The following is a 20,695-nucleotide window of genomic DNA, read 5'->3' as shown; positions in this document are numbered from 1 at the left end:
TACCCATGATCTGGTTTGCACTGGAAACCTGGCCATTTGGTGCCGCACTGCTGCTGATGCTGGCGCTGTTCATCATCGAGGGCTCTGGTTTGCTCTTTGGTGCCAGCCCTTCTGGCTGGATGGATGGCCTGATTCCGGATCTGCCGGACAGTATCGAAGCCCCCCTCGGCTGGCTACACCTGGGCAAGGTACCCTTGCTGGTATTGCTGGGCATTTTTCTGGCAGGCTTTGCCATGAGCGGCTATGCCATTCAGGCCTTCAGCCATGCCTTGCTGGGGCGTTTTCTGCCGGCATGGCTCGCCGCGCTGCCGGCCATGCTGGCCGGGGTTGCCATGGTCAGTGGTGTCGGTGGTCTGCTGGCGCGGGTGATACCCGGCGACGAAAGCTCCGCCGTCAGTGAGCTGAGCCTGCTGGGACGGGCCGGTGTGGTGGTTCAAGGCACGGCACGGCAAGGTGCCGCAGCGCAGATGAAGCTGCGCGACGTACATGGGCATACGCACTATGTGCTGGTGGAGCCGGACCTGCCGGATGACACCTTTGAAGAAGGCGATGCCGTTCTGCTGGTCAAAAAAGTGGGTGCCCACTACCGGGGGATACGCAATCCCCATCCTGATCTGATTTAAGCAACCTCATCCAAGCAAGGGTTAAAACATGGTCGATTTCTTGATCTACATTGGCGTGCCTGCCGCGATTGCGCTGTTCGGCCTGCTGTTCATCGGTATCATCTTCGCCCGGCTGTACCACCGCGCTTCGAAAGAAACCGCATTTGTGCGGACTGGCCTGGGGGGGCAGAAGGTCATCATGGATGGTGGCGCCATTGTGCTGCCGATTTTCCACGAGATCATTCCGGTGAACATGAATACGCTCAAGCTGGAGGTTTCGCGCCGAGAGGAACAAAGCCTGATTGCGCTGGACCGCATGCGTGTTGACGTGGCGGCTGCATTCTTTGTACGTGTCAAGCAGGTGGCTGAATCGGTGAGCACCGCCGCGCAGACGCTGGGACGCAAAACCATGGAACCCAGCGAGCTCAAGATTCTGGTGGAAGACAAGTTTGTGGATGCCCTGCGCGCCACCGCAGCGACCATGACCATGAAAGAGTTGCAGGACAAGCGCCGTGAGTTTGTGCAGGCGGTGCAGAATGCGGTGGCTGAAGATCTGGAGAAGAACGGCCTTGAGCTGGAGTCGGTCTCCTTGACCAGTCTGGATCAGACCTCCAAGGAGTTCTTCAACCCCAACAACGCCTTCGACGCCGAAGGCTTGACCCGGCTCACCCAGGAAACCGAGGCGCGACGCAAGCAACGCAACGATGTTGAGCAGGATACCGAAGTTCAGGTGCGCACCAAGAATCTGGAAGCCGAGCGGCTGAAGCTGGATATTACCAAGCAGCAAGAGTTTGCCACGCTGACCCAGCAGCAAGAGCTGGCCCGGGCCAAAGCCGATCAAACCGCTGAAATTGCCAAGATTGAAGCCGAACGCCACCGCGAGGCGGAAGAGGTCCGCATCAATGCCGAGCGTCTGGTGAAAGAGCGCCGTATTGAAGCAGAGCGCACAGTGAACAGCGTTGAGATCGACAAGGACCTGACGATTCAGAAAAAGACCATTGAGGCCGAGCGGGAAACCAAGGTGAAGCAGGCCGAGCAGCGGCAATCGGTGGAGCTGGCCAATCAGGATGCCGCTATCGCCATTGCCAAAAAGTCGGAAGAGCAGTCGCAGGCATATGCTGCCGCCAATGCCGCGCGCGCTGAGGCGGTCAAGACGGAAGAGGCGGTGAATACGGCCCGCGAAGTGGCGATTGCCGAGCGCGACAAATCCATTCAACTGATTGATGCAGCGCGTGAAGCGGAGCAGCTGGCCATTTCCGTTAAAGTGTCTGCCGAGGCCGAGCGCGAGGCCGCCGAAAACCGGGCGCTGGCCCTGAAGGTAGAGGCGGATGCCCGGCGCGAAGCCTCGCTGGCGGAAGCCGAAGGGATTGCCGCCATCAACGATGCCAAGAACCGCCTGGGTGCCGCCCAGATTGATCTGGCCGTTCGTTTGCAACTGATCCAGGCACTGCCCAGCATCATTCAGGAGGCCTCACGCCCCATGGAGAAGATCGACTCGATTCGTCTGTTCCAGGTCAACGGCATGCCTGTGGGCGGCAGCGGTAGCGGCGAAGCCGGCCCCGGGCGGGCAGCGGGACAAGGCTCCTTGCCCGAGCAAGTCATGAACTCGGCGCTGCAATACCAGGTAGCCAAACCCATCGTGGATGCCATCATGAAAGACGCCGGGCTGGCCAACCCGTCCCTGACGGGCATTTCCGAATCTGTGGCACAGATGATCAGCCCAGTCGTCCTCAAGGCCGACGACTCAAGCTCTGGTCCGGGGGCAAGCACCGTCTGACGGTAGGCACCGGCGTAGACCGGGCGACCGCCACCCACCAGTGAGCATTTCCTCACACCGCCAGACTGCCGCAAGCAGTATGCTCTACGCATGATGGCGGAGGGTGGGTATGGGGCGATATGTGAGGAGAGCACTGGCCGGGCTGCTGGCCTTGCCACTGTGGGCGATGGCCACCGGGCCGACGTGGCTGGGGGTGCTGGAGGAGCAGGAAGGTACGTACGACGGTGAGCCGGCGCAGTCGGTGGTGCGGGTGTTGTTTCAGCGCACTGAGGCAGGTTGGCAGGCGCTGCCGTCGGATTGTCGGACGGAGGCATGCCTGCGTAGCGCACCGCAGACTTTTCCGGCCCGCTTGAACTGGACGGTCTGGTCTCGGGGATGGTCTGTCGGCACGGTGGAGGGGGTGACACCGGCTGCATTCACAACCTATAGCCGTTTGGGGCAGCAACAACTGGCTGGCCCGGCGCCGTGGCCTGCGGATGCGCCCAAGGCGCAGGTCTCCGTCCATATGCCAGCGCAGCGCTTGCCCCTGCTGGCAACCGTGGGGGGCGTGCAGTCCGCGTCGTCACCGCAGGGCTGGCAGGCACAGCCGCCGGACCAACACGCCAAGGCGGCATGGTTCCCTTACTTTCGCCAGCACATTCCGCGCGTGAAGGCGTGTACGCGCATGGGGCGTGTCTTGCCAGTCCGGCCTGTGCGGCAGGATGACCTGCAGGTCATCAGCCAGTGGCAGGACCAGCGGGGAAACCAGCTGGCACAGCTCCAGTTCAAACGCTCACGCCGCAGCCATTGCGATGGCGATCTGACCTACCCGGAGCAACTCTGGTTCTACCGCCCGCGTCACGGCAAGGTGCAATTGCTGCCAGACCAGCTGGAGGGTGACGGCTTTGGCGGGCCGAGCCTGACGGTGCTGAGTGTGGTTGACCTGGACGGCAACGGCCAGCCGGGTTTCCTGATGATGCGGGAGGGCTATAACCGCTACGGCTACGCGCTCTACCAGCCAGGGCAGCGGGCGATGCCGCAGTTCCTGGTCAGCTTTCACTGAAGGGGCGCACTTGAAGCGGCTATTACGACATCTGGCCTGCAGCAGCCTGTTGCTGCTGGCCTTGCACATACAGGCGGAGCCCACCATGCATCTCACCCTCAGCGGCGGCAAGGCCGTTGCCCTGCAAAACGGCGGACCGTGGCTGGAGCTGCTGTCGGTGGACGAGCACCGCTGCCCGCAGGACCGCGAGTGCTACCACGCCGGGCACGCGCTGCTGGTGCTGGGCCTGCGCGAGCAGACCAGCGCTCCGCCCACCCTGATCGGGCTCAGCTGGCCTACGCAGGATGGCCCGATCATGCAGGGGCTGGCGGCATGGGGGCAGCGCTACCAGCATCCAGCCTGGCAGGTGGAACTGCAGGAAATACTGCCCAAACGCCCGAGTACGGACCCGCTGCCGCTCAGCGCTTATACCGTCAGGCTGCGCGTGACACGGCGGGTGCCTTGAGTGTTGCTGTGCTGCAACTTAACTGAACCAAAGGTCAGGGAAACGGGAGGTGGGGTCAGCGACTGCGCTCCCGGTGCAGTATCATGCCGGCTCTGACTTTGGAGGGATTCATGCGGATCAGTACCTTGGGGCTGCTGCTGTGCTTGCTGACCCCTGCTGCCCACGCGGCCATGTACAAATGTGCGATCAACGGCAAGACCACCTACAGCAGTACGCCTTGCGATGGAGGGCAGCAGCAGGTGATGGAGGCACCAAAACCAGCACCGAAGACGGAACGGGAGAAGACCCTTTCGGAGATCAATACTCAGTTCAAAGCAATTCAGGGAGAACTGCGTTCGGAATGCCGTGTTGCGGCAAGCAACCAAGCCAGACTGCTGAAACTCAGACCTCACAATGAGTCTCGGCTCTATCATGATGCTGAGGCCGAATATAAGAAAGCAGACTTTTCCAAGTTTGCGGGGGGGCTTTTGGAAAAAACGTACGCCAGCATGATGGTAGCGTATGCTAAAAACCCCTCGTTAAGCGAAGGTGAACTGGCCGTTGCTGGGTCTGCTTATTGCATATCTCTTGTGCCAACTAGCTTTCAGTGACGACGATACCCACCCGTGTCGAGTATGAAGGGACGGGGTAACGACCTTATTGTCGTTGGTGTTGCGACAAAAGCGGGCTGGTGGATCTTGCTCAAGGTGCCCGGCGCGGGTCTGCCGCGAGTGGAATCGCTGTCCGCAACTGAATTCAAATGCATCTCATGACCCCTGCCATCACCCTGCAAGCCGTCACTCCGGCGCAGCATGGCCTGTTCCGGGCACTGTATGGTCTGTATCTGCATGACCTCTCCGAGTTTACCGATTTCTACCCGTTGGGCGCGGATGGGGCGTGGTCGCCGGATTATCTGCCCACCTGGCTGGCGGAGGATGATCCGCAGGTGAACCCTTTCCTGTTCTGGCAGGATGCGCAGCCAGTAGGGCTGGCGCTGGTGGGCGCGCGGCCTTTCCCGCATATGCGTCAGGACGTGGACTACCGGCTGAGCGAATTCTTCATCCTGCGCCACTACCGGCGCAGCGGGGTGGGGCGGCGGGCGGCCTGTGCGCTGTTCGACCGGCTGCCGGGCCGCTGGGAGATGTTGCAACTGCCTGCCAACACCGCGGCCACCGCTTTCTGGAAGCGGGTACTCACTGACTACACTGGCGGTCAGTTTGACACCCTCATCATTGACGGCGACCCGGCCCAGCGCTTTGTCAGCCCCGCTGTGGCAGGCTGATCAGCCAGACGACCCTTGCCCCCACCCCGCACCAGCGACTATGCTGCCTGCTCACACTACCTTCCGAGAATCTACAAGCATTAAAACGATGAGGGCCGTGTCTTTGCGAGGCCCCCAAATGGTGTAGGTGTTTGGTATTATGAATTTGGAGCGGATAATGGCGAAGTACCATTGTGGAGTAAAAAAATATGTAATTTTTTGCTCAGCCATTGTCGGCTTGCTTTGGGCTAATGCATGTGTAGGTGCCAATATGGCATGCTCAAATTTGAATATTCCAGTGCAGCTGATCAGTCAGAAGTATGTAAACCCTGTGGCAACGTTATCCAGAATCACTATGTCAGGGGATAAAAATTATCGGGCGTTTGTTACTTCAATAGCCGGGCATATCGCTGACCATATGAAAAAAGCGGGTGCCTGTAATGTCAGAGAGAAAGGGGAAAAGGCGAGCCTTATTCAGTATTTAAAATGGGAGCTTGTTGTCTCTGAAGGGGAGCCAAAATATCTTCCTGTCTTGGGGGTGGGGCCAGCCCGTGGTTGCAGGCTCAAGAGCCCATGGCTTGACATGGCGTTTGAAGGGGGCAAAAACCCAAGGGTGCGTGCAATTGTCCGTTGGAATTATAGGCAAGTATTGGTAGACCAAGCTATTCTGCATGGAGCTATGGGTACGTCATCCATACCGTCAGGGGCGGCGATGCCAATCAATGCCGATGAATATAGGCGCTTGATCAGCATTTATGCCGATGCCCACATGGGGCGTACCCCTGATGAAAAATTTCTGGAATCAAATATTCCTCCAGACGTGCTCTGGCTGTTTCGACGTGCAGCACAAAACCAATTTCCTGCATTTGAAGGCAATGCAGCAGAATCTATGGATATTGCAATGGGTTTGATCGCTGAGCGCTATACCGAATTGGTGAAGGCTATGGTGGATCGGTGTTTTGAACGCGATGGGATTGTTATTCGCTATACGAACATTCTTGATGCTCAAGGTATGGTGGACTTGGGGAAATATAGAATCACTTCACATATGTATTACAATTAAAAGCGGTGGGAATGAGGCTTGTCACAGCATAGCTCTGGCTTTTGCTGGCAGGGCAAGCTGAGCGCTGAGCCTGATAAAACATGTTTGCCCGACTTGCTTGATTAAGCTGAGAGGGCATGACAGGATGATGTTCTGTCCCCGCCCCGTACCAGCGACTATGCTGCCTGCTCACACCACCCTCCGGGAGTGACGCCATGCCGAATACCATCCGCCTGCACCGTGTGCTGACTACCACGCCGGACAAGGTTTACCGTGCTTTTCTGGAGGCCGATGCGCTGGCGCGCTGGCTGCCGCCCAATGGCTTTACCTGCCGTGTGGAAGCGCTGGAGGCCCGGGTGGGCGGCGCTCATCGTGCTTCGTTCACCAACTTCGGCACCGGGCAGACTCGCCACTTTGGCGGCGAGTATCTGGAACTGGTGCCGAACGAGCGGCTGCGCTATAGCGACCGCTTTGACGACCCGGCCTTGCCTGACGAGATGCAGGTGACCGTCACCCTGCGGCCGGTCAGCGTGGGGACGGAAATCCACATCGTGCAAGAAGGCATCCCCGACCTGATCCCGCCGGAAGCCTGCTACCTCGGCTGGCAAGAATCACTGCAGCATCTGGCGCGGCTGGTGGAGCCGAATATCCCCTGAGCGGCGTCAAACCGGCGTATGGTGCGGCAGCACATACTGCAGCACCGCCTCGGCGTGCAAGGTGGCGGTGTCGAACACCGGAACCGGCACATGCTGCTGCTGGATCAGCAGTGGAATCTCGGTGCAGCCCAGAATGATGCCCTCCGCGCCTTCGCCGATCAGGCGCTGGATCACTGCCAGGTACTGCGCGCGGGAGGCCTCGGTAAATATCCCTTTCACCAGTTCATCCTCGATGATGCGGTGGATCATCGCCACTTCTTCTGCATTCGGCGTCACAGGGTCCAGCCCGTGCCGGGTCAGCTCCTTGGAGAAGAAATCGTCCACCATGGTAAAGCGGGTGCCCAGCAAGCCCACCTTGCGCAAGCCCTGCGCCTGAATGGCGGCAATGGTGGCATCAATAATGCTCAGCAGCTTCACCGTGCAGCGTGCCTGCACCTCGGCAAACACCTTGTGCATGGTGTTGGTGGAGATCAGCGCCACGTCCACGCCGCAGCCCTCCAGATGGTGAATCGCCTTCACCAGATCATCGGTGATCAAGTCCCAGCGGCCCTGATTGCGATACTGGTGGTAAGCCTCCAGATTCACGCTGTAGATCACGATCTCCGGTGCGGTTGATCCCCCAAACAACTGCGCATAGCGCCGGGTCAGGTGCAGGTAGTAGGTCACCGTCGATTCCGGGCTCAGCCCCCCCACAATGCCAATCTTCATGCTCACGTGCTTGCCCTCATCTTGTTCTGTAATTGTGATCCTGCACACGCCTCCGGCTGACCCGCGACCGTGCGTCATCAGCAGCATACAGGGTGCAGGCTTAAGATCAGGTTAAGGATTGGAAGGCGACGACCGGCATGCGCGCGGCACGGCATCCGGGCTGCCTCCGGTACACGTCCAGCCCTTGCCTGACCGCATCAGCAGCAACAGTTGGCCAAAATCACCATAGGCCACAATCATGCCATGGTGTATCACACGATAGCGCCCGATCGTGCACCCTGAAGGCGAGCGCAATGTCTGCTCCGCTTGCTCGGCACCTGCCTGTGCACCACCGGGGGCGGCATCCAGTGCTTGCTGCACCGGGCGCAAGGCGGCGAGCAGGTCCTCGCTATTGCTCAGCGCGCGGTAGTCGGCATACTGGGCTGCAATCATCTGCAGGGCGACAAAGGCCAGTGCACCAGCGAGTAGCCCCAGCAGTATGGGTTTGGGTCGTGATGGCAGGGCGGGGCGTGTGGGCATGGGGCTCAGCATCAGGGTTGTCGCGGTTCGGCGGATAGGCGTCTGGCACACCCGAGCAGCACCAGCACGGATACATTCACCATCAGCAGGGCGAAGTGCTGTTGCTGCCAGATGTCCATGACCAGGTTGCCTGTGCCTTCAGGGTGAAACCGGCTACGGCCAAAGGGCGGGAGCTGCTCCCGATAATGCCACCAGCGCAGCAGCAGGGCGATGCTCAGCAGCAATAGTGTAGCCCAGGCCAGCCGCCACCGCTGCAGCAGGAGCAGCAGTGCGGTGAGCATCCACAGCAGGCCACACAGCAAGGGGCCGTTAAAAGCGGATAGCAGGGTGGCAGAGCGAGCGTGCACATGGCCATGCAGCAGGGCACTCAGGATGGGGATCATCCATCCGACACTGCTGACCAGCAGGACGAACGCGATCCATTTTTGAGTCTGTTTCATGCTGCCCTCCGGGTGGGTGTCGACATGGCACTCATGCGGCCTCCTGCAGCAGCCAGTCGCGGAAGCGGGTGAGTTTGGGCTGGGTGGCGCAGTCCGGGCGGTAGACCACGTAGTAGGCCAGCGGGGAGGGCAGGGTGAGGTCGGGGCTGAGCCGCACCAGCGCGCCGGTGGCGAGGTCGTCTTTCACCATCACGCTGCGGGCGAGGGCGATGCCGTGGCCGTCCATGGCGGCTTGCAGTACCGCGGCGGAGTTGTTGATTTGCAGGCCGCGCCGTACCGGCAGCCCGCTCCAGCCAGCGTGCTGCAGCCAGCCTTCCCAGCCGGGGAAGTCGGCGTGGCCATCCATCGAGAGGTCGTGCAGCAGGCTCTCGTTCGCCAGCAGGGTGGCGATGCTGCCGTGCCGTTCCAGCAGGCGCGGGGAGGCGACCGGGAACAGGTCTTCATCCAGCAGCTTTTCCGCCGTCAGACCGGGCCAGTGGCCGGTGCCATAGCGCACCCCGATGTCGATGCCGTGGGTGATGAAGTCGATCGGCTTGAGGCTGGTGTCGAGGCGGACATCGGTATCTGGGTACTGCGCCTGAAAGCGGTCGATCCGCGGCAGCAGCCATTTGCTGGCAAAAGCGGGGCTGACGGTCACCGTGAGCACGCCGCTGGCCGTCTGCGCCTTGAGCAAGTCCAGCCCCAGGCTGAGCCGGTCAAACCCGGCGCGAATGTCCGGCAGGGCTCGCTGTGCGCTGTCGCTGACGATGAGGCGCTGGCGGCCACTGCTGCTGCGATGAAACAGTGGCGTCCCCAGCCAGGCTTCCAGCGTGCGGACCAGTTGCCCCACTGCGGCGGGGGTGACATTGAGCTCGGCCGCCGCGCCCGCAAAGCTTTGGTGACGGGCGCTGGCCTCGAAGGCGCGCAGGGCATTCAGGTGTACCGGTAGCTTCATATGGTAAAGATTTTCTTTGCTTGATAGACACTTTATCTCGTTTGTCGGCCGCTGAGAAGCGGTGAAAAATGGCAGCACGTTCCATCTGGTGCGGGTTGATGCAGCAGAGTACAGCGACATCCAGCACAGGTATGGCTGAGTGCGGAAAGTTTTTCTAATGAGAGGGTGTTCACATGCAAGCGCATTTTGAAGGCAAGAAATTATTGGTGGTAGGGGGCAGCAGCGGCATGGGGCTGGAAACGGCCCGTCTGGTGATGCAACAGGGCGGCTCGGCGGTGATCGTCGGTAGCCAGGCCGACAAGGTGGAGGCCGCCCGGCAGAAGCTGGTCCCGCTGGGGCAGGTGTGGGCGCTGACGGCGGATCTGGGCAGCGAGGCAGGTCTGGCCGGGCTGCTGCAGGCGCTGGATACCCAGCACCGCGACATCAGCTTGCTGGTGAACGCGGCGGGGGTGTTCTTCCCCAAGGCCTTTCTGGTACATGAGCCGGAGGACTATGAGCAGTACATGCGGCTGAACAAGGCCTTCTTCTTTATCAGCCAGAAGGTGGCAGCCAATCTGGTGGCGCAGGAGCGCCCAGGGGCCATCGTGAACATCGGCTCCATGTGGGCCAAGCAGGCGATTGCGGCCACCCCCTCTTCGGCCTACTCCATGGCCAAGGCCGGGCTGCATGCCTTGACCCAGCATCTGGCCATGGAGCTGGCGCCCAGGCAGATCCGGGTCAACGCGGTCTCTCCTGCGGTGGTGGCCACACCGATTTACGAGGGTTTCATCCCCAAGGCGGAAGTGCGTGAGGCCCTGCAGGGCTTTAACGGTTTTCACCCGATTGGCCGGATCGGCACGCCGCTGGATGTGGCCGAAGTGGTGGCCTTTCTGCTGTCCGACAAGGCGAGCTGGGTGACCGGTGCCAACTGGGATGTCGATGGCGGCGTGATGGCCGGACGCAACTGATTTTCAACGAGGAGCAACAACATGGTTTATCTGCAAATCACCCTGAGCATTGCCCAGGCCAACCGTGCCGCTGCGGCGGCTGTGTACGCACAGTACAAGGCGGCCTTTCTGCAAGGCATTGCCGGCGCACGCTCCAAGCAACTGCTGGTGCGGGACGAAGACGTGCAGGTGCTACACGGTTTTGATACTCAGGACCAAGCCCAGACCTACCTGAAGAGCACCCTCTTCAACACCGATGTGGTGGTAGCCCTGCAGCCGCTGCTGGACGCCGCGCCGGAGGTTCGGCTCTATCAGGAGGCGTAAGCCTGCGAGCCGCAGCGTGGCAGCGGGTGCCATGCTGCAGCTCGGGTGTGAGGTTTACTGCGCACCCTTGTCACTGATCGACTGCGCCATTTTTTCGACGTCTGCCGGGTTCAGGCCGCTGGCGTCCCATTGCAGGTTGACGGCCAGCGGGCCGCTGCGCACGATGGCGAGGTGGGTGATGCTGGATTCGCCGTTTTCATCCGGGCGGGCCTTGCAGTAGAGCCCGGCCTTGGCGTTGGGCAGCGGGCGGGCTTTGTCGGCACAGCGGTTCTGGAAGGCGGCGGGGTCGTACACGCTGTCGTTGCGCCAGATTTCCAGGAAGAATTCACCAGGCTTCAGGCTGAACTCGGCCGAGCTGGTCTGGTAATTCTGAATGCGGTAGGTGTAGACGCTGCGCTTGGCGGGCTGCTTGCGGATGAGGAGCTGTTCGCGCTGGTCAAACATCGGCAGGGTGATCTGCACCCCGCCTTCCACACCCACCGTGGTCCAGCTCTGGGCGCGGGGTGCGGCGGCGGCAGCAGCGAGGCCACAGGTGAGCAGGGCAAGCAGCAGGGCAGGGCGGGTATAGCGGGGCATGGCGGCATCCTTGGCGGTGAAGGTAAGCCGGGCTGCCTGCAGGCCTGCCCGGCGCGACATGCCTGCATCATATCATCGCAATACCCTGCCGAACGCCTTGTGAAGAATCATTCCTGCAGCAGGCGCTCCCGGTGCTGCCGCAGGGCCTGGCCGAAGTCGTACACGAAGCTGACCTGCCGGGCCGGCTGATCGGGTTGCGGCAGGCGGATGCGGTAGCGGGTGAGCATGAAGCGCTCGGGCTGCGGTACCTGCAGCGCGGCCATGATCTCCGCGGTGAGTGTGCTGCGGTCATGGCTGCCTTGCTGGAGGCGCTGCAGGTTGCGGACCATGCCGACGAGCCCCAGCAGGAAAATGGCCATGAAGGCCAGCGCAAAAATATCGGCTGACCAGATGGTATCGCGGAAGAACAGCAGGGCCAGCAGCAGGGATACCGGTACCACCAGCCAGAGCAGCCACATGCTGCGTTGCACTTGCTGCGCGTTATAGCCAAGGTCGTCCCGCAGCCACAACCAGCCATCACGCGGGCGCAGGATGGCCAGCACCGATTGCAGGGGATCGCCGCTCGCCTGCACCAGCTGTACCTCATCGCCCACCTGCAGGGATTGCGTATCCTGCAGCTGCGCCAGATACAGGCGCTGGTCCAGCTGCAGCATCACCCAATCATAATGGGCGGGTGCTGTGCGCTGATGGGTACGACGCGGCCCATGCCGCACCAGCCGGGCGCGCAAGGCGCGCTGGATGTCCTCATCCGCCAGATGTTGCCACGCCGCCTGCTGCCGGATGGCCTCTGACAGCGCCTGCAGCGAGGGACTGATCTTGTCCTCGTGGACCACGAAGGGGAAGCGCTGGAGGTTCGTAATGCGGCCTTGCCGCTGCTGCAATAGAGTTTTACTCATCAGGCTTGAGCTACCACCTGCAGGTAGCGTTGTTTTTGCGCTTGTATAGCGGCGCGGAAGTCATAGGCGACCGGATTGCGGGTGCCATCGGGCCGCCGTCTGGGCAGGCGGTGCAGCGAGGGGTTCCAGCGCTCGGGAATCGGCAGGCCCAGCAGGGTCAGCATCTGTGGCAGATGGCTGCCACGCCTCAGGTTGAAGACATGGTTGGGGTTGCCAGGGGTATGGCCCTGGCGGAACAGTTCAACCAGCGCCAGCATAGAAAGGAACAGGGACAATTGCCACCGCTCGGACTGGTTATACAGCGTCATCCCGATGTACAGCATGAACAGGACGATGGGAACGACGAATGTGCTTCGCGGCAGCAGATACGGCAGCCACAGCCACTGATCCTGCTCGCGCAAGATGGCCTGCACGATCTGCACCGGGCCTTGCCGGTGCTTTTGGGTGGGTCGGAACAGGCGGATTTTGCCGGGGATGAACGAGCACACCAGCTTCACCTGCTCACCCACTTGCAAGCCTGTGGTGTCTTCAAATACGCCGATCAGCACCTGCTCATTCACCTTCAGCGCGACGAATTCCAGCGTCGCGCGGGATGTCCACGGTAGCGTGCTCGACTGGGTGAGGTATTCCTCAAGCTCCTTCAGGGCTGGCTGGCCGAAGGCCGGGTCTGCCTGTAGCTGTACCCGGAATTGATCCACCGCCGCCTGCCGCCCCCTCGCGCTGCGCCGCCGACGGACCGGTGTGCGCAGAATGGCCTGCAGCTTGCCTTCCAGTAATTGATAGGGTGGGGTGCTGGCCAGTTCGAACATCGTGGTACGGGCTCCGGGCAGGGGGGCGACCCAAGCTTAACACATCCGTATTGCCGGGAGAGGGGATGGGGGGGTAGGGAAGACTGGGCTGCACCGACCACCATACTCACCCCGCATCCAGACTACTGATCAAAGCCCCCGGCCACCGTATGCGGCTCAATGGCGGCCAGTTCTTCGGCGCTAAAGTCGGCGTTTTGCAGGGCGGCGACCAGCTCGATGATTTGCGCCGGGCGGCTGGCGCCGATCAGTACCGAGGTCATGCGCGGGTCGCGCAGCAGCCAGGCCACGGCCATTTGCGCCAGGCTTTGCCCGCGCTGCTCGGCGATGCGGTTGAGGGCGCGCACGCGGTTGAGGTTAGCCTCGGTCAGTACCTCGTCGATGGAGCTGCCGCCGGGGCGGTTGACCCGGGCGTCCTGCGGCGTGCCGTTCAGGTATTTGTTGGTCAGCAGACCCTGCGCCAGCGGGCTGAAGGCGATGCAGCCCATGCCTTGCCGTTCCAGCTCGTCCAGCAGGCCATGCTCCACCCAGCGGTTGAGCATGCTGTAGTTGGGCTGATGGATCAGGCAGCGCACACCCATCTGCTGTAGTAGCGCTGCCGCTTGCCGGGTTTGCTCCGGCGGGTAGCTGGAGATGCCCACATACAGTGCCTTGCCTTGCTGCACGCTGCTGGCCAGCGCGCCCATGGTTTCTTCCAGCGGGGTCTCCGGGTCGTAGCGGTGCGAGTAGAAAATATCCACATAGTCCAGCCCCAGTCGCTGCAGGCTTTGGTCCAGGCTCGCCAGCAGGTATTTGCGTGAACTGTTGCTGGTGCCGTAGGGGCCGGGCCACATGCTCCAGCCTGCCTTGGTGGAGATGATCAGCTCGTCGCGGTAGGGGCGAAAATCCTGCCGCAGGTGCTGCCCCATGCATTCCTCAGCGCTGCCCGGCGGCGGGCCGTAGTTGTTGGCGAGATCAAAATGGGTGATGCCCAGATCAAACGCCGTGCGCAGCATCTCGCGCTGCTGCGCCATTGCCACATGGCCGCCAAAATTGTGCCAGGTACCCAGCGACAGCGCGGGCAACTTCAGCCCGCTGCGGCCACAGCGCCGGTAAGGAATGCGCGCGTAACGGTCTGCATGGGCTTGGTACATGGGTTGGTCTCCACCACAAAATTGAAACGTTACGATAGCAGAGCTGCCAGAGGGTGAACAGGGGCAGGCACGGCGCTCGCCTCGTTAGAGCCGTATGCCACCGTAGTGCTGTACGGTCTGGCGCATGATGCCGGGTTGGGGTCATGTGGGGCGGGTGACTATTGATTAAAATATTTCACTTCTTAATCTAAATTTGAGTGGGTTGTTTCATCATCATGCGCTCCCTATGATGCCGGTTCCTTAACAGCAAAACCGGTTTCCCCACATGACATCCCCGCGCTTATCCCTGTTGCTGGCTGCCGTCTTGACCGCCGCCACCGTCACCGCAGCACCTGCCGTCACCCCGCTACCACAGACCGACCTCGCCCGGCAGTGGGGCCTGCCGGATGACTTTTATCCGGAGAGCATCACCGCAGACAGCCGGGGGAACGTCTATGTCAGCAGTTTCCGCCAGGGCGCGGTAGCGCGCCTGTTGCCCGGCCAACAGCAAGCACAGGTGTTCATCCCCAGCGGCAGCAATGGGCTGGTCAGCGCACAAGGGCTGGTGGTCGATGAAGCCCGCAACACCCTCTGGGTCTGCTCGGGCGACTTTGGCTACAGCACGGCTGCACCCGCCGCCTCGGCCCTGAAGCGCTTTGATCTGCAGACAGGGGCGCCCATGGCCAGCTACCCACTGCCGGGCGGCGGCTACTGCAACGACATGGCGCTGGACAGCAAGGGCACGCTCTACATTACCGACTCCATCCAGCCGCGCATCCTGCGCTGGCGCAGCCACAGCGCCGGGCTGGAAGTCTGGGCGCAAGGGGGCGCACTGGCCGCCGGCCGCAGCGGGCTCACCCTCAATGGCATCGCACTGGACGGCGATGACACGCTCTACCTCTCCAAGGTGGATGCCGAAAACTACCTGGTGCAAATCCCGGTCAACGCCGACGGCACGGCGGGCCAAGCCAGGCAGGTACAGTTCCCGCGAACCCTGCAGCGAGTAGACGGCCTGCGACGGCTGGCCCACGGGCAACTGGTGTTCTTTGAAAATGACGTGGGCGGGACGCAATCCGCCATCAGCCTCGCCCGTATCACCGGAGAGACCGCCACCGTACAGCCCCTGGCCGATGCCCGCACCGCGCCCACCCCCTCGTCCGGAACGATAGTCGGCAAGCGCGTGTACTACCTGAACTCAAAATTCAGCCAGCTACTGGCCTACACCCCCCAGCAACTGCACCAGCTGCCCGTGGGGGTCTCCTTCTCCGTGCAAGTCATGGACCTGCCGTAAGGGGGAGTGCGTAGGCCTGCGCTGGCTGAGCGCCGCTGTTTTGGCTGGCTACAGCTTGGCGTGTACTTCATCCTGATTGGCGTGCAGGTGTTGCTGATGGAGGCGGTGCACTGGGGCTATGTGGGGTTGTTGCGCTTATTGCCCTCTACCTGACCGCCAACGGACGCCACTTACACACTACCGCCCAACAGCGTATCCACTTTTGCCAGCGAGGCGGGGTTTCGGCTCATGAAGTAGATGAAGCCATCCTGCACGGAGAGATGCTGGCCGTGTGTGCTGTTGGCTGCAACGATCTGGAAGTGGTAGCCAAACAGCAGCAGTTTGTGGGCCAGGTCCAGCAGGGCGTACCAGCTCAGCGTCGCTTGGGAATCACAGGTTTCAAACAGGAAAGCGCGGTAGTGGTCCAGCATGCCTGCATCGACCTCGACGGGCGAGAGCGGGAAGACGGACCACGCTGCTTCCGGGTTGGCGAAATTGCTGCTGTAGTCGATCTGCAGCAGTGCCCAGCCTTGCACCTCCAGCCATTGTAATGCCTGGTCCATGCACTGGTAGAGGGCGAGGGCATCACGCGGGGCTTGCCGAGCCTCAACCCCATCCGGGGAAAAGGGGCGGTCTGTGGCGTCGCACAGCTGCCCCCAGCTGCCGATTTTCATATGCACGGTATTCAGCAGCGGCTGGGCTTGCGGTGGTGAAACGGGTTTCATGGCTGCGCCTGTGTTGTTTGAGCGGAACCCCTGCCAAAGCGGGCTGCAATGGGCGAGAATCCATCCCATGAAACCCATCATATCTGTTTTGTTACTGTGCGCGGCGTTGAGTGTACCCTTGTCCAGCGTAGCTGCCTGTGTGCTGCCGGTGCCGGATGGCGATGAGGTGCCACCTTCGCCCGCCAACCTGTTTGGCGAGATTGAGCGGGTGCAGCTGCCGTATGTGGTGATCCGCAATGGGCGGACGGGGGCGCGGCAGACGGTCTCCCTGAAAGGGGCAGCTGCGGTGTATACCGTTTACGGTGGGGATGGACCGGTATCCGGCTTGAAGCGCGGGCTGCAGGTCTGGGTCTGGTACCGGCACTGCGCGCGCCCGGCCCGGGGCATCCCGCATGCGGCGTATTTTCAGGTGTTTTCCCTGGACCCGGGCGACCGGGCGACGCTGGACCGTGAAGGACGTATCATTGCGGTGCCGTCCTTACCCTCAACCCCTCAATAACCCGCATTGGAGCCTTGGATGCGTCTGAAAGCCCTGTTGTTGCCTTTGCTGTTGTTGCCCGGTCTGGCGCTGGCGGAGCCGCTGATGAAGGTGTCACCGCCTGCCTTTAGCGAGGCGTTCAATCGCTACGCCAAGAAGCTGAAGTGGCCGCTGGTAATGGCGTCGTGGCCAGCGGCGGCGGGTACGCACCGTGCCAAGGTGGCATCGGGGCTGACGGTAACGGCGGAGGCGGTGTCGCCTGACAGCCTGCGCCGGGTCTTGCTGCATTGTGATGTGGAGGCGCATTGCAGCCAGGCGATGTTTGCGGTGGCGCTGGGGCTGGACAAGGATGCGGACCTGAACCAGCTGGCGGATAAGCTGCAGGATTTCATCACCCAGCGGCTGGACGAGGCGCTGGCGGAGGATGAAACGCTGGAGCTGGATGGGGTGGTGTACCAGCTGAGCATTGACCGCTACATGGGGCGCTTTGATTTTGTCGCACAGGCGGCGCAGCCAAAGTAGGGACGAATGCGGCTCGCCGGCGTGGGCTGCGATCAACGGGATGCCCCGGCCTGGCGCGCGCCAGCATGCCGGCTGCGGATGGTGACATCGGATGCAGGAGGGTGGTGTGAAGTCAACCTTGTGGCGCTTGCTGGATCTGCGGCAGGATCAGGATGACGCGGCTTCGATTGATGAGGCGATACGTCGTGGCGTGCAGTTGCGCGGCACCAATCTGTGGGTGCTGATGTTTGCGATCCTGATTGCGTCGATCGGGCTCAATGTCAATTCAACCGCTGTCATCATCGGGGCGATGCTGATTTCACCCTTGATGGGGCCGATTGTCGGTGTCGGCTACGGGGCCGGGGTCAACGATGTGGCCCTGATCCGGGCGGCGCTGCGCAGTTTCGGCGTGTTTGTTGCCATCAGCTTGTTGACAGCAACGCTGTATTTTCTGTGTACGCCTTTGTCCCAGGCGCAGTCCGAGCTGCTGGCGCGGACCACCCCCACGGTGTGGGATGTGCTGATCGCCTTCTGTGGTGGCGCGGCGGGGATTGTGGCGCTGACCCGCAAGGACATTTCCAATGCGGTACCCGGTGTCGCCATTGCTACTGCGCTGATGCCGCCGCTGTGCACCGCAGGCTTTGGATTGGCCACCGGCAATCTGGGGTATTTTGCCGGGGCGTTTTACCTGTTTTCCATCAACTGCGTGTTCATTGCGTTTGCCACGCTGCTGTTTGTCAAACTGCTGAAGCTGCCGATGCGTGCGCCGCTGAATGAGTCCGCCCGGCGGCGCAGCCGATTGCTGATCGGGGTGGCCGTTGTCGCCACCATGTTGCCCGGCGTGGTATTGACTTACCGCCTGATCCAGCAGGAGGTGTTTACCGCCACCGTAGGCCGTCAGTTGCAACGGCTGGAGCAGGATAGCCGCTTTATCCTGCTGGCCAAGACCATTTCCGCTACGGATCGTACCGTGACCCTCACCGTAGGTGGCAAGGCGCTGCCTGCGCGGCTGGATGACGAGGTGCGCCGCCAGCTGCTGGCCGCCGGGGTGGGCGAGGTCAAGGTGGTGATCCGCAATTCCAGCGCCGCCAGCCTGGATACCGCCTCCCTCAAGCAAGAGCTGCGGCAGGACCTGTACCGCAATACCCTGCTGCAACTGGAGGAGCGCAACGCCACCATTGCGCGGCTGCAGGCGGAGCGCAACCAGCTTCAGGCGCGGGGCCTCCAGCGGCAAGCCTTGATCCGCGAGCTGCTGGCGCAGTATCCGGAAGCACAAAAGGTAACGGTCGCGTTCGGCGAGCAGGCCATCGCCCACGGTACGCCGCTGCCGCCGGTGTTGATGGTTTTCATGCAAACCCCATCAGTCCTGCCCGCTGCCGACCAGCAACGCCTGAAAAGCGGCTTGCAGGTACGCTTTCCGGATCTGGACATTGAACTGGTGGTGCAGGCGGGGAGCAACGGCGTCTCCCGCTAAGCCGCAGCCGGGGTGCTGCGGGTGACCGCGCGCTGCCCTGGTCCGGCTACGCCAGCCATGCCCGCATCACCGCCCCCAGATCCACCAGCACAGAGGCCCACCCAGCAACAGGAGTCCAAGCAGGGCGTGCATCAGTCCGCGCACCAGCCGTGGCGGCATGCGCCGCCGTCCGCAGCTGGGGCAGCGGGGCGGTCGGGCTGGGCGCAGGGTCTGGCAGTGCAGGCAGGTTACGGATTTCACCGGTTTAGTCCCACTCCAGCCCGGCGGTGTTGTCGAAGATGAACTGCTGATCGCCTTGCTGATAGAGGCCCACTTCAATCACCAGCTGTCTGGATTTTTTCAGCAGGGCGAGGAATTTCCGGTTGCTGCCCTCCGCAAGGAACACGGTGCGGGTGTCGTCATCGTTAGAAGCGGTGACGCGCCAGCTTTTCTCCGGCTGGTCGTCAAACCTGGCGTGAAGGGTGCAGCTGCCGCCCATGCTGCACTGGAAGCGGCCCTGCCGGATGCTGAGGTAGATGTCAAAGCCATACTTGGGGCTTTGCCGTACGGTCAGCTTGGCATCCAGATCACTGCTGCGCAGGCTGGCCTCGCGGGTTTGAGCCTTGCGCAGCGGGTCCGGGTTGGCACTGTATTCCCATGGGGAGGGCGGGGTCGCCGCGCTATCCGGAACAGGGACACTCTGCAGGCTGGCGACGTTGGGCGGCGCTTCCACGACGGCGGTCGCGGGGGCGGTGCTGGCCGTGTTGCGGTCGGGAGCAGGCGCGTTGCTGCGGCTCAGCCACATCACCCAGCCGAAAATCACCAACGCAATGAACAACAGCGAGCAGCCCGTGTTGCCGGGTTGACGCACCGCCGCACCACAGCCAGGGCAGTTGGCGACATTCGGGCTGATCTGCAGATTGCATTCGCGGCAGGCTGTGGTGCTCATGGGGCTGGCATTCCCGGATTGGATGGGGTGGCTCTGGTATGGTTAAAGCCGGGGGGATCCTTCCAGTGTTGATGAGGTTTTGTATAACAACAGCGGTACGGACAACTCCCTGCCGACCCGCAGCAAATGTACTGGCGGGTCAGTGGGCGTTATTGAACATTTGTTCTATTTGAAATGTCAGCGGAAGGATTCGTAACGTTTCAACGATTGTGGCTGACACGGTATTCTGCTGTTCTTTTTTGGGCTGGGCAGTCCGTTACCGTGGGTGCTGCGGGTGAGGGTGAGGCGGGGGGCCGGGCCGCAGCCGCAGCCCGGCGCGAGGTGTGGCTTATTCCAGCCGCAGGCCGGTGATATTGTCGAAGGTGGTGGTTTGCGGGTCCATCCTGTAGATGTCAAAGCCCACCGTCAGCTTCTGGCTCTCACGCAGCAGATTGACCAGCTTCTGCGGGTCTTGCAGGATGACCTGTTGCAGCGCTTCGCCGCGCCTGGCGCGCCAGCGGACGGGCTTGCGCTGGTCAAAGCGGAGCTGTACGGTGCAGCCGTCATCGCATAGAAAGCGGCCATCATCCACCTCCAGCATGGCTTGCAGCAGGTTGCCGGGGCCTCGGCGGATGCTCAGCGTGGTGCTTTTGCTGAACGGGGCTCCGGGGTAGGGCTGTCGCTTGGCGGTGAGCAGGGCGGTCATGGTATCCACACTGTTGCCCTGGCTGGCGGACTGCACATAGGTCCAGCGCGGGCCGCCGCCTTCATCCGCCGCCGCGCTGGCCATGGTTTCATCACACGGGCCGACGACGGGGGCAACGGCACCATCCTGTGATGTGATTTCATACGCGCACTGGGTGGCATCCGGGCCTTGCGCGGTGGAGGGGGCACTGCCACATGCCGCTACCAGCGGCCCTGGATCTTCAGTGGTATCGGCGGGTGCGACGGCGGCAATGGGCATGGAGGCCAATGGCTCAGGCGGCGGCGGAAACTCACCACATGCCGATACCTCGCTGGCCGGGGCAACGGGGGCCGAGGCCACCGGTACGGCGGCAACGGCAAGCTGGGCGCCAGAGGCCTCCTGCATGGCCGGGCGCTGCACATACCAGATCAGTGGCAGAGACAACACGCCCAGCACCAGCACCGTCAGCCCACCATACCACTGCCATTTACTCACCCCGGCCCGTGCGGGCGAGGCGGCGGGCGGCAGGGCTGCGCCGCACTGCGGGCAGGTTTGCACATGAGAGGGCAGGGGGTGCTGGCAAGCGGGGCAGGTTGAGGTTTTCACACAG

The 20,695-nt window shown here is 62.1% G+C and carries 26 protein-coding genes; 15 read left to right on the top strand and 11 right to left on the bottom strand.

What is annotated here, in order from left to right:
* Positions 1 to 5: 5 nt before the first annotated feature.
* The 8 genes from ACE3O2_RS00450 to ACE3O2_RS00415 all read left to right on the top strand — a co-directional run bounded on the left by ACE3O2_RS00450 (position 6) and on the right by ACE3O2_RS00415 (position 6,804).
* Positions 6 to 623: a YqiJ family protein gene (locus tag ACE3O2_RS00450; protein ID WP_374334336.1), complete on the top strand. Its 618-nt coding sequence runs from the start codon at positions 6 to 8 to the stop codon at positions 621 to 623.
* Positions 624 to 651: 28 nt separating this feature from the next.
* Complete coding sequence (locus ACE3O2_RS00445; protein WP_374334335.1) at positions 652 to 2,379, top strand: flotillin family protein; 1,728 nt, start codon at positions 652 to 654, stop codon at positions 2,377 to 2,379.
* Positions 2,380 to 2,488: 109 nt separating this feature from the next.
* On the top strand, positions 2,489 to 3,421 hold the full coding sequence (locus tag ACE3O2_RS00440; protein WP_374334334.1) for a hypothetical protein: 933 nt from the start codon (positions 2,489 to 2,491) through the stop codon (positions 3,419 to 3,421).
* An 85-nt stretch (positions 3,422 to 3,506) separates the two neighbouring features.
* Positions 3,507 to 3,866: a hypothetical protein gene (locus tag ACE3O2_RS00435; RefSeq protein ID WP_374334333.1), complete on the top strand. Its 360-nt coding sequence runs from the start codon at positions 3,507 to 3,509 to the stop codon at positions 3,864 to 3,866.
* A gap of 110 nt (positions 3,867 to 3,976) precedes the next feature.
* Positions 3,977 to 4,456 (top strand): DUF4124 domain-containing protein, encoded by a 480-nt coding sequence (locus ACE3O2_RS00430; protein WP_374334332.1) that lies wholly within the window; start codon positions 3,977 to 3,979, stop codon positions 4,454 to 4,456.
* A 158-nt stretch (positions 4,457 to 4,614) separates the two neighbouring features.
* Positions 4,615 to 5,127, top strand: a complete 513-nt coding sequence (locus ACE3O2_RS00425) for a GNAT family N-acetyltransferase (RefSeq protein WP_374334331.1) — start codon at positions 4,615 to 4,617, stop codon at positions 5,125 to 5,127.
* Positions 5,128 to 5,284: 157 nt separating this feature from the next.
* Positions 5,285 to 6,169, top strand: a complete 885-nt coding sequence (locus ACE3O2_RS00420) for a hypothetical protein (protein WP_374334330.1) — start codon at positions 5,285 to 5,287, stop codon at positions 6,167 to 6,169.
* Positions 6,170 to 6,363: 194 nt separating this feature from the next.
* A complete protein-coding gene (locus tag ACE3O2_RS00415) occupies positions 6,364 to 6,804 on the top strand; it encodes an SRPBCC family protein (RefSeq protein WP_374334329.1) in 441 nt (146 codons plus the stop codon).
* Positions 6,805 to 6,810: 6 nt separating this feature from the next.
* Here ACE3O2_RS00415 and ACE3O2_RS00410 read toward each other — a convergent pair whose 3' ends face one another.
* The 4 genes from ACE3O2_RS00410 to ACE3O2_RS00395 form a co-directional block, all read right to left on the bottom strand.
* Positions 6,811 to 7,512 carry an aspartate/glutamate racemase family protein gene (locus ACE3O2_RS00410; protein WP_374335503.1) on the bottom strand — a complete coding sequence of 234 codons (702 nt, stop codon included), beginning with the start codon at positions 7,510 to 7,512 and terminating at the stop codon, positions 6,811 to 6,813.
* Between the two features lie 111 nt (positions 7,513 to 7,623).
* A complete protein-coding gene (locus ACE3O2_RS00405; RefSeq protein ID WP_374334328.1) occupies positions 7,624 to 8,031 on the bottom strand; it encodes a hypothetical protein in 408 nt (135 codons plus the stop codon).
* Between the two features lie 11 nt (positions 8,032 to 8,042).
* Entirely contained in the window at positions 8,043 to 8,471 is a 429-nt protein-coding gene (locus tag ACE3O2_RS00400) for a hypothetical protein (RefSeq protein WP_374334327.1), read from the bottom strand.
* A 31-nt stretch (positions 8,472 to 8,502) separates the two neighbouring features.
* Positions 8,503 to 9,405, bottom strand: coding sequence for a LysR substrate-binding domain-containing protein (locus ACE3O2_RS00395; protein ID WP_374334326.1), 903 nt, complete (start codon positions 9,403 to 9,405; stop codon positions 8,503 to 8,505).
* 173 nt (positions 9,406 to 9,578) lie between these two features.
* Between ACE3O2_RS00395 and ACE3O2_RS00390 the strand changes: the two genes are divergently transcribed.
* Together ACE3O2_RS00390 and ACE3O2_RS00385 are read left to right on the top strand one after the other, a co-directional pair.
* Positions 9,579 to 10,352 carry an SDR family NAD(P)-dependent oxidoreductase gene (locus ACE3O2_RS00390; protein WP_374334325.1) on the top strand — a complete coding sequence of 258 codons (774 nt, stop codon included), beginning with the start codon at positions 9,579 to 9,581 and terminating at the stop codon, positions 10,350 to 10,352.
* Between the two features lie 21 nt (positions 10,353 to 10,373).
* Complete coding sequence (locus ACE3O2_RS00385) at positions 10,374 to 10,655, top strand: hypothetical protein (protein ID WP_374334324.1); 282 nt, start codon at positions 10,374 to 10,376, stop codon at positions 10,653 to 10,655.
* A 54-nt stretch (positions 10,656 to 10,709) separates the two neighbouring features.
* Here the strand turns inward: ACE3O2_RS00385 and ACE3O2_RS00380 are convergent, their stop codons facing one another.
* From ACE3O2_RS00380 to mgrA, 4 genes are all read right to left on the bottom strand, one after another.
* Positions 10,710 to 11,291 (bottom strand): hypothetical protein, encoded by a 582-nt coding sequence (locus ACE3O2_RS00380; protein WP_374334323.1) that lies wholly within the window; start codon positions 11,289 to 11,291, stop codon positions 10,710 to 10,712.
* Positions 11,292 to 11,338: 47 nt separating this feature from the next.
* Complete coding sequence (locus ACE3O2_RS00375) at positions 11,339 to 12,127, bottom strand: hypothetical protein (protein WP_374334322.1); 789 nt, start codon at positions 12,125 to 12,127, stop codon at positions 11,339 to 11,341.
* Complete coding sequence (locus tag ACE3O2_RS00370) at positions 12,127 to 12,936, bottom strand: hypothetical protein (protein WP_374334321.1); 810 nt, start codon at positions 12,934 to 12,936, stop codon at positions 12,127 to 12,129. Before ACE3O2_RS00370 ends, ACE3O2_RS00375 begins: the two co-directional genes overlap by 1 nt.
* A 122-nt stretch (positions 12,937 to 13,058) precedes the next feature.
* Positions 13,059 to 14,066, bottom strand: a complete 1,008-nt coding sequence (gene mgrA / locus ACE3O2_RS00365; RefSeq protein ID WP_374334320.1) for an L-glyceraldehyde 3-phosphate reductase — start codon at positions 14,064 to 14,066, stop codon at positions 13,059 to 13,061.
* Positions 14,067 to 14,331: 265 nt separating this feature from the next.
* Here mgrA and ACE3O2_RS00360 point away from each other — a divergent pair, with 265 nt between their 5' ends.
* Both ACE3O2_RS00360 and ACE3O2_RS00355 read left to right on the top strand, forming a co-directional pair.
* Complete coding sequence (locus ACE3O2_RS00360) at positions 14,332 to 15,336, top strand: SMP-30/gluconolactonase/LRE family protein (protein WP_374334319.1); 1,005 nt, start codon at positions 14,332 to 14,334, stop codon at positions 15,334 to 15,336.
* A 6-nt stretch (positions 15,337 to 15,342) separates the two neighbouring features.
* Positions 15,343 to 15,489: a hypothetical protein gene (locus ACE3O2_RS00355; protein WP_374334318.1), complete on the top strand. Its 147-nt coding sequence runs from the start codon at positions 15,343 to 15,345 to the stop codon at positions 15,487 to 15,489.
* A gap of 17 nt (positions 15,490 to 15,506) precedes the next feature.
* Here ACE3O2_RS00355 and ACE3O2_RS00350 read toward each other — a convergent pair whose 3' ends face one another.
* Positions 15,507 to 16,040 carry a hypothetical protein gene (locus tag ACE3O2_RS00350; protein WP_374334317.1) on the bottom strand — a complete coding sequence of 178 codons (534 nt, stop codon included), beginning with the start codon at positions 16,038 to 16,040 and terminating at the stop codon, positions 15,507 to 15,509.
* Between the two features lie 67 nt (positions 16,041 to 16,107).
* Here ACE3O2_RS00350 and ACE3O2_RS00345 point away from each other — a divergent pair, with 67 nt between their 5' ends.
* The 3 genes from ACE3O2_RS00345 to ACE3O2_RS00335 all read left to right on the top strand — a co-directional run bounded on the left by ACE3O2_RS00345 (position 16,108) and on the right by ACE3O2_RS00335 (position 18,493).
* Positions 16,108 to 16,539 carry a hypothetical protein gene (locus ACE3O2_RS00345; protein ID WP_374334316.1) on the top strand — a complete coding sequence of 144 codons (432 nt, stop codon included), beginning with the start codon at positions 16,108 to 16,110 and terminating at the stop codon, positions 16,537 to 16,539.
* Positions 16,540 to 16,557: 18 nt separating this feature from the next.
* On the top strand, positions 16,558 to 17,040 hold the full coding sequence (locus ACE3O2_RS00340; protein ID WP_374334315.1) for a hypothetical protein: 483 nt from the start codon (positions 16,558 to 16,560) through the stop codon (positions 17,038 to 17,040).
* A 106-nt stretch (positions 17,041 to 17,146) separates the two neighbouring features.
* Positions 17,147 to 18,493, top strand: coding sequence for a DUF389 domain-containing protein (locus tag ACE3O2_RS00335; RefSeq protein WP_374334314.1), 1,347 nt, complete (start codon positions 17,147 to 17,149; stop codon positions 18,491 to 18,493).
* Positions 18,494 to 18,737: 244 nt separating this feature from the next.
* On the opposite strand, the gene ACE3O2_RS00330 is transcribed toward ACE3O2_RS00335, so the two are convergent.
* On the bottom strand, positions 18,738 to 19,421 hold the full coding sequence (locus ACE3O2_RS00330) for a hypothetical protein (RefSeq protein WP_374334313.1): 684 nt from the start codon (positions 19,419 to 19,421) through the stop codon (positions 18,738 to 18,740).
* A 328-nt stretch (positions 19,422 to 19,749) separates the two neighbouring features.
* The gene (locus ACE3O2_RS00325; RefSeq protein ID WP_374334312.1) at positions 19,750 to 20,691 is read right to left on the bottom strand and encodes a hypothetical protein; all 942 of its coding nucleotides are present in this window, start codon (positions 20,689 to 20,691) and stop codon (positions 19,750 to 19,752) included.
* Positions 20,692 to 20,695: the final 4 nt, after the last annotated feature.

The sequence above is a fragment of the Leeia sp. genome (assembly GCF_041909055.1).
Classification (GTDB): domain Bacteria; phylum Pseudomonadota; class Gammaproteobacteria; order Burkholderiales; family Leeiaceae; genus Leeia; species Leeia aquatica.
This window is presented reverse-complemented; position numbering and strand designations above follow the sequence as displayed.